At 46.4% G+C, this 14,999-nt stretch carries 14 protein-coding genes; 13 read left to right on the top strand and 1 reads right to left on the bottom strand.

Annotation, left to right across the window (positions count from 1 at the left end):
• Positions 1–121 precede the first annotated feature (121 nt).
• The 8 genes from NSQ66_RS00735 to NSQ66_RS00770 all read left to right on the top strand — a co-directional run bounded on the left by NSQ66_RS00735 (position 122) and on the right by NSQ66_RS00770 (position 8,581).
• The gene (locus NSQ66_RS00735; RefSeq protein WP_038568087.1) at positions 122–1,216 is read left to right on the top strand and encodes a helix-turn-helix domain-containing protein; all 1,095 of its coding nucleotides are present in this window, start codon (positions 122–124) and stop codon (positions 1,214–1,216) included.
• 111 nt (positions 1,217–1,327) lie between these two features.
• On the top strand, positions 1,328–2,449 hold the full coding sequence (ugpC, locus tag NSQ66_RS00740; RefSeq protein ID WP_036687044.1) for a sn-glycerol-3-phosphate ABC transporter ATP-binding protein UgpC: 1,122 nt from the start codon (positions 1,328–1,330) through the stop codon (positions 2,447–2,449).
• Positions 2,450–2,659: 210 nt separating this feature from the next.
• A complete protein-coding gene (hprK, locus tag NSQ66_RS00745) occupies positions 2,660–3,598 on the top strand; it encodes an HPr(Ser) kinase/phosphatase (protein ID WP_036687047.1) in 939 nt (312 codons plus the stop codon).
• Positions 3,599–3,610: 12 nt separating this feature from the next.
• Positions 3,611–4,642 carry a prolipoprotein diacylglyceryl transferase gene (gene lgt / locus NSQ66_RS00750; RefSeq protein ID WP_036687048.1) on the top strand — a complete coding sequence of 344 codons (1,032 nt, stop codon included), beginning with the start codon at positions 3,611–3,613 and terminating at the stop codon, positions 4,640–4,642.
• Positions 4,643–4,647: 5 nt separating this feature from the next.
• A complete protein-coding gene (ppaX, locus tag NSQ66_RS00755) occupies positions 4,648–5,304 on the top strand; it encodes a pyrophosphatase PpaX (RefSeq protein ID WP_076141450.1) in 657 nt (218 codons plus the stop codon).
• The gene (locus NSQ66_RS00760) at positions 5,301–5,810 is read left to right on the top strand and encodes an acyltransferase (protein ID WP_170914218.1); all 510 of its coding nucleotides are present in this window, start codon (positions 5,301–5,303) and stop codon (positions 5,808–5,810) included. Before ppaX ends, NSQ66_RS00760 begins: the two co-directional genes overlap by 4 nt.
• 293 nt (positions 5,811–6,103) lie before the next feature.
• Positions 6,104–7,312: an acyltransferase gene (locus NSQ66_RS00765; RefSeq protein WP_036687056.1), complete on the top strand. Its 1,209-nt coding sequence runs from the start codon at positions 6,104–6,106 to the stop codon at positions 7,310–7,312.
• Positions 7,313–7,423: 111 nt separating this feature from the next.
• The gene (locus NSQ66_RS00770) at positions 7,424–8,581 is read left to right on the top strand and encodes an acyltransferase (protein ID WP_036687058.1); all 1,158 of its coding nucleotides are present in this window, start codon (positions 7,424–7,426) and stop codon (positions 8,579–8,581) included.
• 71 nt (positions 8,582–8,652) lie between these two features.
• On the opposite strand, the gene gntK is transcribed toward NSQ66_RS00770, so the two are convergent.
• Positions 8,653–10,182 carry a gluconokinase gene (gene gntK, locus NSQ66_RS00775; RefSeq protein WP_036687132.1) on the bottom strand — a complete coding sequence of 510 codons (1,530 nt, stop codon included), beginning with the start codon at positions 10,180–10,182 and terminating at the stop codon, positions 8,653–8,655.
• 280 nt (positions 10,183–10,462) lie between these two features.
• Here gntK and NSQ66_RS00780 point away from each other — a divergent pair, with 280 nt between their 5' ends.
• The 5 genes from NSQ66_RS00780 (at position 10,463) to hisH (ending at position 14,951) form a co-directional block, all read left to right on the top strand.
• The gene (locus NSQ66_RS00780) at positions 10,463–11,680 is read left to right on the top strand and encodes an ATP phosphoribosyltransferase regulatory subunit (protein ID WP_036687060.1); all 1,218 of its coding nucleotides are present in this window, start codon (positions 10,463–10,465) and stop codon (positions 11,678–11,680) included.
• A 69-nt stretch (positions 11,681–11,749) separates the two neighbouring features.
• Complete coding sequence (hisG, locus tag NSQ66_RS00785; protein WP_036687062.1) at positions 11,750–12,388, top strand: ATP phosphoribosyltransferase; 639 nt, start codon at positions 11,750–11,752, stop codon at positions 12,386–12,388.
• Positions 12,389–12,426: 38 nt separating this feature from the next.
• Positions 12,427–13,737: a histidinol dehydrogenase gene (gene hisD, locus NSQ66_RS00790; protein WP_036687064.1), complete on the top strand. Its 1,311-nt coding sequence runs from the start codon at positions 12,427–12,429 to the stop codon at positions 13,735–13,737.
• Positions 13,724–14,332, top strand: a complete 609-nt coding sequence (hisB, locus tag NSQ66_RS00795) for an imidazoleglycerol-phosphate dehydratase HisB (protein ID WP_036687073.1) — start codon at positions 13,724–13,726, stop codon at positions 14,330–14,332. The genes hisD and hisB overlap by 14 nt, the downstream gene beginning before the upstream one ends.
• Position 14,333: 1 nt before the next feature.
• Positions 14,334–14,951 (top strand): imidazole glycerol phosphate synthase subunit HisH, encoded by a 618-nt coding sequence (gene hisH, locus NSQ66_RS00800; RefSeq protein WP_036687074.1) that lies wholly within the window; start codon positions 14,334–14,336, stop codon positions 14,949–14,951.
• Positions 14,952–14,999 lie beyond the last annotated feature (48 nt).

The following is a 14,999-nucleotide window of genomic DNA, read 5'->3' on the forward strand; positions in this document are numbered from 1 at the left end:
TGGTGGCTTTTTTTGTGTTTTTATGTCGTATTATAGTAGCGCGCTGCTGTAGTGATTAACATAATATTAGAGAATATGCTAAAATAGGCGAAAAGAGCAAAAGTGGTGGAGTATGGTGACTATGGATAGCGAAACATTGCGGAAAAAGTTAGAGCAGCTCACCGGAAAGAAAACCGGAATCAAGCAGTTAGGGAGGCAACATTCAGCTTCTCTTTTTAGCATGGGATTGGAAGCACAGGAACAGCCGGTAATCCATGAGGGTCATCTTTGGGCACCATTATATGAGACTGATGGACGTGTAACCGCTGTCTGGGTGGAATTGGATGGACTTAACTCTTTGGAAATTCAATTAGTGAATTATGCGGTTCGAAACTTTGCAATTGCACTAAAAGCTACTGGGGTTAGAGAAGAAGGGGAAGCGGAGGCTCGGCAGCTGGGAACCTGGTTGAACACCGAACTGGAGCAAGAGAAAAATGACTCTGAGATACCCGATGAGATGGCTCTAAAGGGACGTTTATTCGGAGATATGGTTCCATTCCTACTTAGCAGTGAGAATGCACATAGCCCGCAGATCACTTATCGTTCCTTAATGAAGCTGCTGCGCAGCTATTTTGAGAATGAAATTCTGCTTATACCTCTTCAAGAAAAAGAATGGTTAATATTGGCCCGGAAGGAACTACTCACGGGCGGAGATGATAAGGATGAGGAAGAAGAGAGTGTAGATGAAATTCTGGCTCAGACCAGCATGGGCTTACACGAACTGATAGCCAGCGAATGGGTAGGTGTATTCCATTTGGCTGTAGCTCCGGCTATAGTTCCTGTTAAGGGATTGACGGGATCCGTGGCCTTGCTGAGGGAGACTATTGTACTCGGTCGTATTTTCCAAGTGGGTGAGTATATTCATTTACCTTGGGAGCTGCATTTGGAACGATTGGTTAACAGCATTCCTGACGCACGGCGTAAACAGTTACTTGGACAGATTGGCGACTATTCTTCCGTATTATCGGATAAAGAGATGCTGATGACCCTGGAGACGTTTTTTGAGATGGATTGTAATGTAAGTGAAACAGCCAAGAAGCTATATATTCATCGCAACACGCTTTTATACCGTCTGGACAAGATCAAACAGGAGACTGGCGCGGATGTGCGTAGCTTTGGGGACGCTGCTATTGTGAAGCTTACTATGCTTTTGTATAAAGTGACGAAAAGGAAATAGGTTTTTTGTGAACGTTACAAATAGCCACCGTGTCCCGTCTAGGGTAATATAAATGTACAAGGAAAAAAGAATTTTTCAATTAATCAATAATTAACTCGAGGGGGAAATACAATGGCAGGCGTACGTTTAGAGCATATTTTCAAAAAATACCCGGGTTCAGATAAAGCAACAGTAATGGATATCAATCTTGATATTAAAGATAAGGAATTTCTAGTATTGGTTGGACCATCCGGTTGCGGTAAATCCACAACTTTGCGTATGATCGCTGGTCTGGAAGAAATCTCCGAAGGTAAAATGTACATTGGCGATCGTGTAGTCAACGACGTTGCACCTAAAGACCGCGATATCGCGATGGTATTCCAATCCTACGCCCTGTATCCGCATATGAGCGTATACCAAAACATGGCTTTCGGTTTGAAACTTCGTAAAGTGAAGAAAGATGAAATCGACAAGAAAGTACGTGAAGCTGCTAGAATTCTCGATATCGAGCATTTGCTAGATCGTAAACCAAAAGCACTTTCCGGTGGTCAACGCCAACGTGTAGCTTTGGGACGCGCTATCGTACGTGATCCACAAGTCTTCTTGATGGATGAGCCTCTTTCCAACTTGGATGCTAAACTTCGTGGTCAAATGCGCGCTGAAATCACTAAACTGGTTAAACGCCTTGAAACCACTTGTATCTACGTAACGCATGACCAAACAGAAGCTATGACAATGGGTGACCGTATCGTAGTTATGTATGATGGTATCATTCAACAAGCTGCTTCCCCTGAAGAGTTGTACAATGAACCAACTAACCTGTTCGTAGCTGGATTTATCGGATCCCCTACAATGAACTTTATCAATGGTACTTTGTCCGAAGCAAACGGTTCTGTCCGTTTCCGTGCTGAGAACCTTGATGTTGAAGTACCAGGCGGAAAAGCTCAAATCATCCGCAGCAAAGGCTACATTGGCAAAGAAGTAATTATGGGCGTTCGTCCAGAAGATATCCATGAAGAGCCAGTATTCTTGGAAGCTTCCCCGAACACAATCTTTACTTCATTGGTTGATGTAACTGAAAACCTTGGTCACGAAATGCTCCTTTACTTGAGCGGCCTTGGTAAATCTACTGTAATCGCTCGTGTAGATGGACGTTCCACTACTCGCGAAGGCAGCAAGCCAAAATTGGCTATCGATATGAACAAAGTTCACTTCTTCGATAAAGAATCCGAAGTTAACATTCTGTTGGGATAAGATCGCAGGATCTTTTCTCTCTTGATAAAGCCACCCGAAAGGGTGGCTTTATTATTTAATTAGGGTCGTAATGGATAGGCGTTAAGATTGCATTCACAAGCGTTATCAATTAAGATAGCAGGAGAATTACCTCCGGAATTGTAATGAGATCGCTGTCAACCGGACGCAGTAAGCGGACATATACCGCAGGTGACGAAAGGACGAATTTACATGGCTAAGAAAGTAAAAGTATCTGAATTGGTACAACATTTTCAATTAGAGGTTATTTCCGGCCAGGAAGGTCTAAAGCGACCTATTACGGTCGATGACCTGAATCGCCCTGGACTAGAGATTGCTGGTTATTTCGAATATTATCCGGAAGAACGTGTTCAACTATTAGGTAAGACAGAACTCGCATTCTTCTCCATGCTGCCTGAAGCTGAACGTAAAAGTAGGCTTCGTGGAATCTGTAATGACAATACCCCTTGTATCGTAATTACCCGTAGTTTGGATGTACCACAGGAGTTAATTGATATAAGTAATGAAAAGGGACTTCCTGTGCTTCGTAGCTCGATGGCTACGACTATTTTCTCCAGCCGTTTGACGAGCTTCTTAGAAGGGAGATTAGCCCCTACAGCAACGATTCATGGTGTACTCTGTGATGTATATGGTGTAGGTATGCTGATTACTGGTAGTAGTGGTATTGGTAAGAGTGAGACAGCCCTTGAACTTGTAAAACGTGGACATAGACTGATCGCTGATGATGCCGTGGAAATCCGCCAGACTTCAGATAACCAGCTGCATGGTACAGCCCCTGAGTTGATCCGTCACTTGTTGGAAATTCGCGGAGTAGGTATCATTAACGTAATGACACTTTTTGGTGCGGGTGCTATCCGTAATCATAAACGGATTACACTTGTCGTTAGATTAGAGGCTTGGCAGCAAGACAAGCAGTATGACCGGCTTGGACTTGATGAGGAAACGACGCGGATTATTGATACCGATGTTCCACTTGTAACCATTCCTGTACGTCCAGGACGTAATCTTGCCGTTATTATTGAGGTTGCTGCGATGAACTATCGCCTGAAGCAAATGGGCTTTAATGCAGCCCTGCAGTTTACGAATAAGTTAACTGCGACCATATCTGAGGATATGGACGATCTCGATTAGGAGTGTGAGACAATGTTCCCATTAGCAATAGATCCTATTGTATTCTCAATTGGATCACTGCCTGTACACTGGTACGGGTTAATACTAGGGGTCGGTGCACTCGCGGGATTATTTCTTGCGATCCGCGAGGGCAAACGGTTCGGAATCCCGCAAGAATTCTTTATGGATATGCTGCTACTGGGTGTACCCTCGGCAATTATAGGGGCACGGATTTATTTTGTAGCTTTTAAATGGGACGATTATAAGCAAAATCTGATAGACGTCTTTAAGATCTGGAATGGCGGCATCGCCATTTACGGCGCATTAATAGGAGCGATTATTTGCGGAATTATTTATTTCCGTTATAAGGGTTACCCTTTCTGGCGTATTGTTGATATTTGCGCACCTGGACTACTGGCGGGTCAAATGATTGGCCGCTGGGGAAACTTTGTCAACCAAGAGGCATACGGCAGCGTAGTTGAGGAATCTTTTTTACGGGATAAACTGCATTTACCTGACTTCATCGTTAATCAAATGTACATAGGGGATGCTTTTCATCATCCGACTTTCCTGTATGAATCTCTTTGGAGCTTACTAGGGATTGCGTTATTGATGGTTCTCCGTCGTCAGAAGTTTGTACGTGCTGGAGAAATCTTCATGTCTTACTTTATATGGTATTCCATCGGTCGGTTCTTCATCGAGGCTGTGCGTACTGACAGTTTAGCTTTTAACGGAAGTGCAGGACTGGCTTCGTTTATAAATGGCTTATGGAGTCCGATGGAATGGTTAGGTTTTGAACAAGGATATCTGGATCCTGCCTATGGTAATATTCGTATTTCTCAGCTGCTTTCTCTACTGATTATTGTGGCAGCTATATTGCTGATCGTTATTCGCAGAGTAACCGGAGAGCCTAAAGCACATTATTCTGACCCTATCGTATGTACTAAACCGATCCAAGCAGATACTGTAGTGCCAGAAAGCGCAGTAAATACACCGCAGAAAACTCGTCAAGGAACACAACCTGAGCAAGGACAGCCAGCGGATGGAGATAAGAAGGAGCAGTAAAACTTATGATAGAATGCGTTCTTTTTGATCTGGATGGAACGATTGTCGATACGAATGAGCTAATCATTAGTTCATTTATGTACGCGCTGAAGGACAATGGTCTGGCTCCACTGACCAGAGAAGAGATAATTCCGCATATGGGAACAACCCTTCAGCAACAGATGAGAGTATTCTCTGGACTAGAGGATGTAAATGGTACGTTAGAAAAGTCCTATCGTTCTTATAATAATGAGCATCATGATGAGTTAGTGCGGTCCTTCCCGCTTGTAAAGGAGACCATTGAGGAGCTCTCGCGTCGTGGGATCAAACTTGGGATTGTAACTACTAAGATCCGTCCAACAACGATCAAGACTCTGGAAAGGTTCGATTTGCTTAAGTACATGGATACGATTGTGACTGTGAACGATGTTACTGAACCAAAGCCACATCAGGAGCCCGTTCTGACAGCGGTCAAAAACCTTGGCGTTGATCCTCGTAAAACCTTAATGATAGGTGACAGTGCGGTTGATATTCAATCAGCCAAAGCTGCCGGTGTATACGCTGTTGGAGTATCTTGGTCTTTGAAGGGCGAGGATACGCTCCGCAGGTATGATCCGGACTTTATCATCCATAACATGAAGGATATTATAGAAATTATGGAGCGAGGAACGAATGAATCGTGAGAAACGTAACCCGTTATCCAGTAGAAGGTCATAACTCACTTTGGTATATTTACCGTACGGTCAGCCCTTGGAAGGGTGTCCGCAACTTTATTTTTATTCAGATTGCCCGCTATTGTCCGATTCTACCGTTAAAGAATTGGATCTATCGACGGATGCTGGGGATGAAGGTTGGTAAACACACGGCTTTTGGTCTTATGGCAATGGTGGATGTGTTTTTTCCGGAGAAAATAACGGTAGGTGAGAATTCTATTATTGGTTATAACACGACGATTCTGGCGCATGAGTATCTGATCAAGGAATATCGCCTGGGCGAAGTGGTGATCGGTGAAAATGTATTGATCGGCGCGAATACAACGATTCTTCCCGGTGTAACCATTGGAGATTGGGCAGTTATAGCTGCTGGCTCCGTGGTGCACAAAAATGTGGCAGCTGGCTCTTTTGTCGGAGGCAATCCACTGCGAGAGCTGCGCCCCTCTTCAACGGAAGAACATGCGGAACAAGTGTAAACGATGCTTTTTTAACCCTGCAGTTACATATTGCGTTTTTTTAGCGCAGGTTCTGCAGGGTTTCTTGCGTCTTAGAGAAGATTATTAAGGAAACTTTAAGTTCTTCTTAAGTTTTTAGAACAGATACATTCGATATAATTAGCGTTAGTGATAAGGCGAATCCCACGCTAGGCATTCAGCTTCAAATATCAGAATGTAAAATCAGCAGGTGCAGGCTTCCTGGTATTTTCAGTTTCCACATTCCGCTTAGCGTCTCTATGAACAACCATCATAGTAGAGAAGAGGAATATAATATGAACACTGCGAGACAGGAAAGGCTGCCCCAGCTGGATATCTTCAGAGCATTAGCGATCTTAGGCGTATTGCATGTGCATTCCTCATCCTTTGCCGCTGGAGAGCAGGCACTGCATTCACCTTATTATTACTGGCTGAACTGGATCAACATTTTCTTTAAATTCGGTACGCCCTCATTTATTTTTCTGAGCAGCTTTGTATTGTTTTATAATTATTATGGGCGCCCTGTGACACGCAACTTGATTATTAATTTCTACCGTCGTCGATTAAAGTATATTTTATTGCCTTATCTGCTAGCCTCTATGGGCTATTACGCACTAACCTTATATGTGAACGGACGATTGACCCAGAACCTCGGTGGCAACCTGTACAGCTTTATTAGAGCGTTATTCTCAGGTTCCGCATATGCGCATTTGTATTTTGTATTTATCAGCATTCAGTTTTATTTGCTTTTTCCAGTACTGCTTAAGCTACTCCAGAGTTCCCGCTTTTTAATAAAATGGGCGATTCCACTCGGATTGGCACTTCAGTGGGGGTTTATTTTCTGGAATAAATACGAACTGCACATTGTTGAAAAAGGGAGCTTGGCGATCTCTTATCTGGCTTATTATATGATGGGTGCTTATATCGCAATTCATTTTGAGAAGGTGAAGACGTGGCTGATGAAGCCATGGAGGCAGCTAACTGCCAAGCAAAAAGGATGGACTGCCCTATTAGTGAGCGGGTGGTTAATTGCTGCCTTTATCCATGTGCAGCTATGGTATGTGGCCCGCCATATTGGGGTGTGGACGGATTCGTTGTGGTACGAGCTATTATGGAATGTCCATACGATGTTATCAGCATTGGTTCTGTTGTATGCTACATTTCTGATCTATCGTAAGGCTCCTCGCGGGATTGTTGCTTTTTTTACTCGTTTGGGTGAACTCTCCTTTGCGATATATTTGATTCATCCGCTATTGCTGGCGGTATATCGCAGGTTCAGATATCATATTCCCCTAGAGTCGCTAACATATGTTTTGTTCATCTACGGAGGGCTTGTGGTCGCACTGGGAGGGAGCTGGCTTATTGTGCAGTTTGCTTTCCGGCGAGTTCCGGGATCATGGATTATTTTTGGAAGCGTGCCTCGCTCTTTGGAGTCCAGTCCGCAGGAAAAGTCAGGTTATATCCCTGAGGAACGGGCAAAGGGATTCGTGCAGCAGGAGAAATAACGTTAAAAGAAGGTCTCATACACGCACACGCTTAAACGTGGGAAGGTAGCCTTCATAATACTTGATTAAAAAGGCATCACTTCGATGCGGAGCTTAACAGGAGGAAAGATTATGAGACAAAAAGAAAGAATTCCGCAGCTGGATATTTTTCGGGCGATTGCTATTTTTGCAGTGCTGGCTATTCATGCTACTTCACGAACGTTGGCGGAGACACTAGGCACAAACATGTTTCATCCGTTCTTATTTATTAATAAATTCAGCCAGTTCGCCGTACCTTCATTCATATTTTTGAGTGGGTTCGTGCTCTTCTATAACTATATTGACCGTCCGCTGGGTGGCAAAACGCTAGGAAAGTTCTACTCTAGAAGGCTGCTTTATATTATTGTGCCTTATGTAGTATTTTCACTGCTGTATTTTGCGTTAAAAATGAATGCCGGGAATACTTGGGGCTTACCTCCGGGGGAGATGGCTTCTAAGCTATGGAAGTATTTATGGACAGGAACGGCATATACGCATCTGTATTATATTATTATCATTATTCAGTTTTACGTGTTATTTCCGCTTATTTTGTGGTGCTTGCAAAAGGTTCGTCATCTGGCGGCTTGGGCGCCGCTGATCGGGTTATTACTACAGTGGGGTTTTGTGCTGCTGAATAAATACATGACCAATCATGGGTATTGGCAGTTATCCAAGGGGAGTCTGGCGATCACTTATTTCTCGTATTTCCTGCTGGGTGCTGGGATTGCGGTGTATTATTCTTCTTTGAAAAAATGGCTAGTGCCTTCACGTGAAGGCTGGCGCGCCGGTAAAGGTCCGGTTTGGATTACGTTGTGGTTGTTATGGATTGTAGCAGGGGTTGTTCATGTTGAGCTATGGTTTAACAACTACACGAAAAAAACTGTCATCAACAGCTTATGGTATGAGGGTTTCTCTAATCTACATGCGCTGCTCTCTTGTGTGGTGCTGTTGCAAATCTCCTTCTTGCTCTATGGAGCGGGTCGAAGCTTACTGACAAGACTTTTGGTATCGGTGGGAGCATGCTCCTTCGGGATTTATCTATTACACCCTATGCTGCTGTATTTCTATAGAAAATTACCGTTTCACGGGGGTTCTCTTGCGTACATCGCAGCGATTGTTGGAGGATGGCTTGTTGCGCTGCTGGTTTCATGGCTGGCAGTGGCTCTCGTCTTCCGGTATGTGCCTGCTTCTTGGATTATTTTCGGATCAGGCGCACAAAAGAAAGCAAAAACAGGTTCCAAAAGCGCATAGTCTACTGCTAGGTAATATAAAAGCACCGGTCTTCCGTATATGCGGGTTGACCGGCGCTTTTTATTTTGTGTCTATTCTCCAGCTTGTTCCCGCTGAAACTCCGCAATAGCTTGATACTGGCTTTCCAGACTACGGTAGACGGAAATATAAATCGGCAGCAGCTGCTTGTACACTTTGGTATGTTCATCAATCGGATCATGCTGGTAAGTTGAACCGATCATGTCGAATACAACCTCGAAGGAGTCCACACGGCCCGTAGCGTAAAGACCAAGCACTACTGCTCCGAGGCAGGAGCTTTCGATACTCTCCGGAATGATGACTTCTTGATCAAAAATATCAGACATCATCTGCCGCCAGACTGAGGAGCGGGCGAAGCCGCCTGTAGCCAGAATTTTGCTAGGACGCCCGATTTGCTCTTCCATAGCCAGCAGAACCATATACATATTGAAAATTACGCCTTCTAGTACCGAGCGAATCATATGCTCCTTATGGTGATTCATAGAAAGGCCGAAGAAGGAGCCACGAGCATCAGGATTCCACAGCGGTGCCCGTTCACCAGTTAAGTAAGGATGGAACAGAAGACCACCGCTACCTGCCGGAACTTGTTCCGCGATGCGAGTTAGAACCTCGTAAGGGTCAATGCCAAGACGTTTGGCGGTTTCGACTTCAGAAGCAGCGAACTCATCCCGTACCCAGCGGAACAACATACCGCCGTTATTAACGGGTCCTCCGATCACCCAATGTTTTGGGGTTAAGTTATAACAGAAGGTCCGTCCTTTAGGGTCGGTAAGCGGGTGTTCCACTACGGTGCGAATCGCTCCGCTTGTTCCAATCGTAGCAGCCACTACACCGGGTTTAATCGCGCCTACGCCAAGGTTGGACAAGACGCCATCACTGGCTCCTACGACAAAAGGTGTCGTCGGGAGCAGTAACAGCTCCTCTGCTAGACCGGGAAGCAGGCCTTGCATGATCTCTGTGGTAGGAACAAGCCGTGAGAGTTGATCTGGTGAAATATGGGCTATCTCCAGGGCCTCTTTATCCCACTCCAAAAGTTCAAGGTTGAGCATGCCTGTAGAAGAGGCAATGGAATGATCGATGATGTATTCGCCGAACAGCCGAGCGAATATGTATTCTTTTATAGAAATGAATTTATAGGCTTGTTGGAACAACTCAGGCTGCTCATCCCGAAGCCACATTAGCTTGGTAATCGGTGACATAGGATGAATAGGCGTTCCTGTGCGCAAATACAACTCATGTCCGTTAAACTCGTTCTTCAGGCGAAGTGCAGACCCGGCACTACGGTTGTCAGCCCAAGTGATGCAGGCAGTAAGTGGTTTACCTAGCTGATCAATTGCAATGACACTGTGCATGGCTGAACTGAAAGAGACGAATAGGATCTTATCTGGAGTTACGGCGCTTTGCCGCATGACATTAGAGATGGTATGAAAGACTGCACGTAGGATTTGTTCTGGGTCCTGCTCCGCTATAGAAGGGGAGGGTTGATGCAAGGGATAACCCATATTCGCTTGTGCAACTATGGCTCCATTCTCCTCGAAGAGAACTGCCTTTGTACTTGTAGTACCAATATCAACGCCAATCATATAGGATTTAGTCAAGCGTTAGCCCTTCTTTCTAGTTGAAAGTATATTTTTAGAACACCAATTACAAAATTATGAAGTACAATCGTATTAGCTCATTATAGTATTCGATAAGCGGGGAGGCAAAAATAAAGAAAATGCCAAACGCTCGACTAAGGGTTTGATTGACGAAAAAGCAGTGAACATGATACGATATTGAAAATACTTTAATTTGCTACCACTTTACCATAGTAAAGTAAACATAAACAGTATCTAATGATAACTGACGAGGTGAACAATGAAGATGTCCAAACCAAAGGGATTTGAGAAGCCGTCTGGCGTTCGGGACTATCTGCCCCGGGCCGTAACGAAATTACGCAAAATTGAGAACGATGTACTGCATTGCATGAGTCGCTGGGGATATCAGCAAATGATGACTCCAACGTTGGAATATTACGATACAGTTGGCGTGGCTAGCTCTACGTCCGACCAGAAGCTCTATAAATTACTTAACAATCGTGGTCAGGCTTTGGTGCTTCGATCAGAAATGACTGCCCCGGTTGCCCGTGTTGTTGCCTCTCTATTGAAGGATGAGCCACTGCCATTGCGTCTGTCATATCACGCGAATGTATTCCGTGCTATTGAGGAAGAAGCGGGGCGGGAAGCGGAGTTCTTCCAGACAGGTGTAGAGCTGGTAGGTGATGATTCACCAGAGGCCGATGCGGAGGTAGTGGCGCTTGCTATTTCTTCGCTGCAAGCCGCGGGTGTGAAGTCTTTTAAGATCGCTATGGGGCATGTAGGCTTTCTGAATGGGTTATTTCAAGAGGCACTTCCTGAACTGCCTGAGGCTCAAGAGGAGCTGAAAAGTCATTTGCTGGGCCGTGACTATGTTTCTTTCCGGGAGACTTTACGGCGGCTGGATCTTACAGAAGCGCAGAAGAACGAACTGGATGGTCTGCTGCGTCTGCGCGGAGGCAAGGAGATTTGTGGACAGGCGCTAGAGCTGAGCAATCATCCGCTCGCGCGTCATTCGATTGATCATTTGTGCAAGGTGTGGGAGGTGCTGGTCTCTTACGGCGTATCACAGCATGTACTGATTGATCTGACGATGATCGGGGACTTTTCCTATTATACAGGCATGACTTTTGAAGGTTATGCAGCGGAATTAGGATTTCCGGTATGCAGCGGTGGTAGATACGACAATCTGCTGCAACAGTTTGGGCGTCCGATCCCATCCACAGGATTTTCCTTAAAAACGAATCGCATCCTGGATGGTGTAACTGGAGTGGTCGAAGAGGAAGAGCTGCCTATTTTGATCCAATATGATGCGATTCGCAGAAAAGAAGGCTTGGAAGAGGCAACACGCCTGCGGTCAGAGGGTCATGCAGTCGTTACTAGACTTGCTGCAGGTCCAGAAGAGCTTGAAACGGTGAAGCGTTTGGATACGGACACGGTTGAAGCAGAGGGTGTACGGTACGGTGAAATCTATACATTCGTATCTTTTGTAAGTGAGCATGGCTGAGGATATCGCTAGTACAAAAAGCGATTAACATAAATTTTGCATGGAGATGGAAAAGGAGGCAACTTAACAATGGCACAGATATTGAAGGTGGCTATGCCAAAAGGCCGGATTTACGAAAAGGCTGCTGAGCTGTTCCGCCAGGCAGGTCTTCCGATTCCACCGGACGGTGAGGCATCACGCAAGCTTGTTATTCCGCTGCCTGAGGCAGGGATGGAGTTTATATTGGCGAAACCAGTAGATGTACCTACATATGTAGAATATGGCGTGGCGGATATTGGGATCGTGGGCAAGGATGTTTTGCTGGAGGAAGATCGTGATGTATACGAGCTGCTTGATCTTGGCATTGCCCGCTGCCGGATGTCTATCATCGGATTGCCGAACTGGCAGCCGGGGATTCAGCAGCGTGTAGCGACGAAATATCCGAATGTAGCTTCAAGGTATTTTAGGGAGCAGGGCCAACAGGTCGAGGTCGTGAAGCTGAATGGATCCATCGAGCTTGCACCACTGATTGGTCTGGCCGATCGTATCGTGGATATGGTAGAGACCGGGCAAACGCTGCGGGACAACGGATTAATCGAAATGAAGAGTATATTCGAAATTACAAGCCGCCTGGTGGCGAATCGTGTGAGCTATCGGATGAAAAATGAAGAGATACAGCAACTGTGTGACCGACTACAGGCAGTTATAGGGCAACCTAATTTGCGGTAGGCGGCAACAGATGTTAGGGGTAAAGGGAGGAACCAGCGATGAAGGTTGTGTCGAGCAAGGACTTTAAGCTAGAGCGGGAAGTGGAGTATGGTACGCCAGAGCAAAATCAGGCGGTAAAGGAAATTGTGGCCGCCATTAAAAAAGAAGGAGACACGGCGCTTCTTCGCTATACGGAGCAATTTGACCGGGTCGTACTTACGCCGAATCAGCTGCGGGTAACCCCGGAAGAGCTTCAGGCAGCATATGGCCGAGTAGAGCAATCTTTCGTATCCGCTATTCAAGCGGCTGCAGCCAATATCCGGGCGTTCCATGCCAGACAGAAACGGAATTCATGGATGGACTTGCAGCCGGATGGCACGATCTTGGGGCAGATTATTCGTCCGCTGAAGCGGGTAGGGGTATATGTACCTGGTGGCAAAGCAGCTTATCCCTCCTCGGTGCTGATGAACGTGATCCCAGCACAGATCGCGGGTGTGCCGGAGATCGTCATGGTGACTCCGCCATCCACCGGCGGCAAAGAAGGGATTGACCCTTATATCCTGGTTGCTGCCGCAGAAGCAGGTGTGAATGAAATCTACCGTGTGGGCGGAGCACAGGCGGTAGCTGCTTTGGCTTTTGGTACGGAGAGCATAGCGCCGGTAGATAAAATATGTGGGCCCGGCAACATATACGTTGCGCTGGCTAAACGCGAGGTATATGGCGCCGTGGATATCGACAGTATCGCGGGTCCCAGCGAAATTGTCGTGCTGGCAGATGAGACCGCTGAGCCGGCCTATGTCGCAGCGGATCTGCTCTCGCAGGCCGAGCATGACGAGATGGCCTCGGCGATTCTGGTCACGCCATCGCAGAGCCTGGCGGATAGCGTGGCGGCCGAAGTGGAGCGTCAGCTGCAAGAACTGCCGCGTCAGGCGATCGCCCGTTCTTCCGTAGAGAATTACGGCGCGATCATTGTTGTGGAATCTATGGAGGAAGGGATCTCCGTAGTGAATAGACTGGCACCAGAACATCTGGAGATTGTTGTCGAAGATCCTATGGGCCTCGTAGGCAGCATTGAGAATGCTGGAGCCATCTTCCTGGGAGCGTATAGCTCTGAGCCCGTGGGTGATTATTTTGCCGGGCCAAATCATATTATCCCAACCAATGGGACCGCACGTTTCTCGTCACCAGTGGATGTGGATGATTTTATTAAAAAATCAAGTCTGATCTATTACAGTAAGGAAGCACTCTTGCGTGATGGGAAGACCATTATAGAGCTGGCACGCCGCGAAGGGTTAGAAGGCCACGCACGAGCCATTGAGATTCGACTCAAGAACGAAGGAAAAGGTGGAGACGGATATGGAGAACAATAACGAACAGGCCTTGCGCCAAGCTGGATTAAGCCGCAAAACAAACGAGACGGATATAAAGTTGTCTCTTAATGTAGATGGAAGTGGAGTTTCAGAGCTGGAGACGGATGTTCCTTTTCTGAATCATATGTTGGATCTGTTCACGAAGCACGGACAATTTGACCTGTCTGTACAGGCGCGTGGAGACATCGAGATTGATGACCACCACACGGTTGAAGACATTGGGATCTGCCTAGGGCAGGCGCTGCACGAAGCACTGGGTGATAAAAAAGGAATCAAACGTTATGCGAGTGTTTTTGTACCGATGGATGAGGCTTTGGCGCAGGTTGTGATCGATATCAGCAATCGCCCGCACTTTGAATATCGTGCAACCTATCCTTCACAGCAGGTAGGCAGCTTTTCGACGGAGCTTGTTCAGGAGTTCCTGTGGAAGTTCGCGCTCGAAGCACGGATTACGTTGCATGTTATCGTACACTACGGTTCTAACACTCATCACATGATTGAGGCTGTATTCAAAGCGCTTGGACGGGCGCTGGATGAGGCAACTTTGATTGATCCACGTGTGAAGGGTGTGCCTTCTACGAAGGGAGTGCTGTAGGATGACTGTTGCAATCGTCGATTATGGCATGGGCAACCTGCACAGTGTGAGCAAGGCGGTAGAACGTCTCGGTTATGAGTGTGTAGTGACGGGTGATGCCGAGCAAATTCTCGCTGCTGATAGTGTCATTCTGCCAGGTGTCGGTGCATTTGGCGATGCGATGGGGCATTTGCGGGAGAATGGTTTGGATCTTGTCGTCAAACAGGTAGCCGCTGGAGAGCAGCCTCTGCTTGGGATCTGTCTTGGCATGCAGCTGTTGTTTAGCACCGGTGAAGAGCATGGCAGCCATGAGGGGCTAGATATTCTCTCGGGTTCAGTGGTGCGGTTCACTCCTAGAGATGGCTATAAGGTGCCGCATATGGGGTGGAACAAGCTCAGCTTTAGACAGCCGGAGAATCCGCTTTTTGTTGGCCTTGAGGAGGGGCATGTGTATTTTGTCCACTCTTATCACGCGCTTGTAGCAAAAGAGAGTGATCTGCTGGCTGTCACAGATTACGGTTACCCAGTCACGGCTATTGTCGGGCAAGATAATGTGTTCGGTATGCAGTTCCATCCGGAAAAAAGCGGAGAGCTGGGAATCAAGCTGTTGGGTAATTTTTTGAAATATAAGAAAGTATAAGTTTCACAATACACTTTATCCTTATATTTCTCGCTTAAACGCTTACCG

The organism is Paenibacillus sp. FSL H3-0329, assembly GCF_037963285.1.
In the GTDB taxonomy this organism is placed as follows: domain Bacteria; phylum Bacillota; class Bacilli; order Paenibacillales; family Paenibacillaceae; genus Paenibacillus_AQ; species Paenibacillus_AQ odorifer.

Excerpts from the sequence above, each read along its gene's own strand:
- NSQ66_RS00770 (WP_036687058.1), top strand. The coding sequence starts at position 7,424 with ATGAGACAAAAAGAAAGAATTCCGCAGCTGGATATTTTTCGGGCGATT.
- NSQ66_RS00735 (WP_038568087.1), top strand. The coding sequence starts at position 122 with ATGGATAGCGAAACATTGCGGAAAAAGTTAGAGCAGCTCACCGGAAAG.
- NSQ66_RS00780 (WP_036687060.1), top strand. The coding sequence starts at position 10,463 with ATGTCCAAACCAAAGGGATTTGAGAAGCCGTCTGGCGTTCGGGACTAT.
- hisH (WP_036687074.1), top strand. The coding sequence starts at position 14,334 with ATGACTGTTGCAATCGTCGATTATGGCATGGGCAACCTGCACAGTGTG.
- lgt (WP_036687048.1), top strand. The coding sequence starts at position 3,611 with ATGTTCCCATTAGCAATAGATCCTATTGTATTCTCAATTGGATCACTG.
- ppaX (WP_076141450.1), top strand. The coding sequence starts at position 4,648 with ATGATAGAATGCGTTCTTTTTGATCTGGATGGAACGATTGTCGATACG.
- NSQ66_RS00765 (WP_036687056.1), top strand. The coding sequence starts at position 6,104 with ATGAACACTGCGAGACAGGAAAGGCTGCCCCAGCTGGATATCTTCAGA.
- ugpC (WP_036687044.1), top strand. The coding sequence starts at position 1,328 with ATGGCAGGCGTACGTTTAGAGCATATTTTCAAAAAATACCCGGGTTCA.
- hisG (WP_036687062.1), top strand. The coding sequence starts at position 11,750 with ATGGCACAGATATTGAAGGTGGCTATGCCAAAAGGCCGGATTTACGAA.
- gntK (WP_036687132.1), bottom strand. The coding sequence starts at position 10,182 with ATGATTGGCGTTGATATTGGTACTACAAGTACAAAGGCAGTTCTCTTC.
- hprK (WP_036687047.1), top strand. The coding sequence starts at position 2,660 with ATGGCTAAGAAAGTAAAAGTATCTGAATTGGTACAACATTTTCAATTA.
- hisD (WP_036687064.1), top strand. The coding sequence starts at position 12,427 with ATGAAGGTTGTGTCGAGCAAGGACTTTAAGCTAGAGCGGGAAGTGGAG.
- hisB (WP_036687073.1), top strand. The coding sequence starts at position 13,724 with ATGGAGAACAATAACGAACAGGCCTTGCGCCAAGCTGGATTAAGCCGC.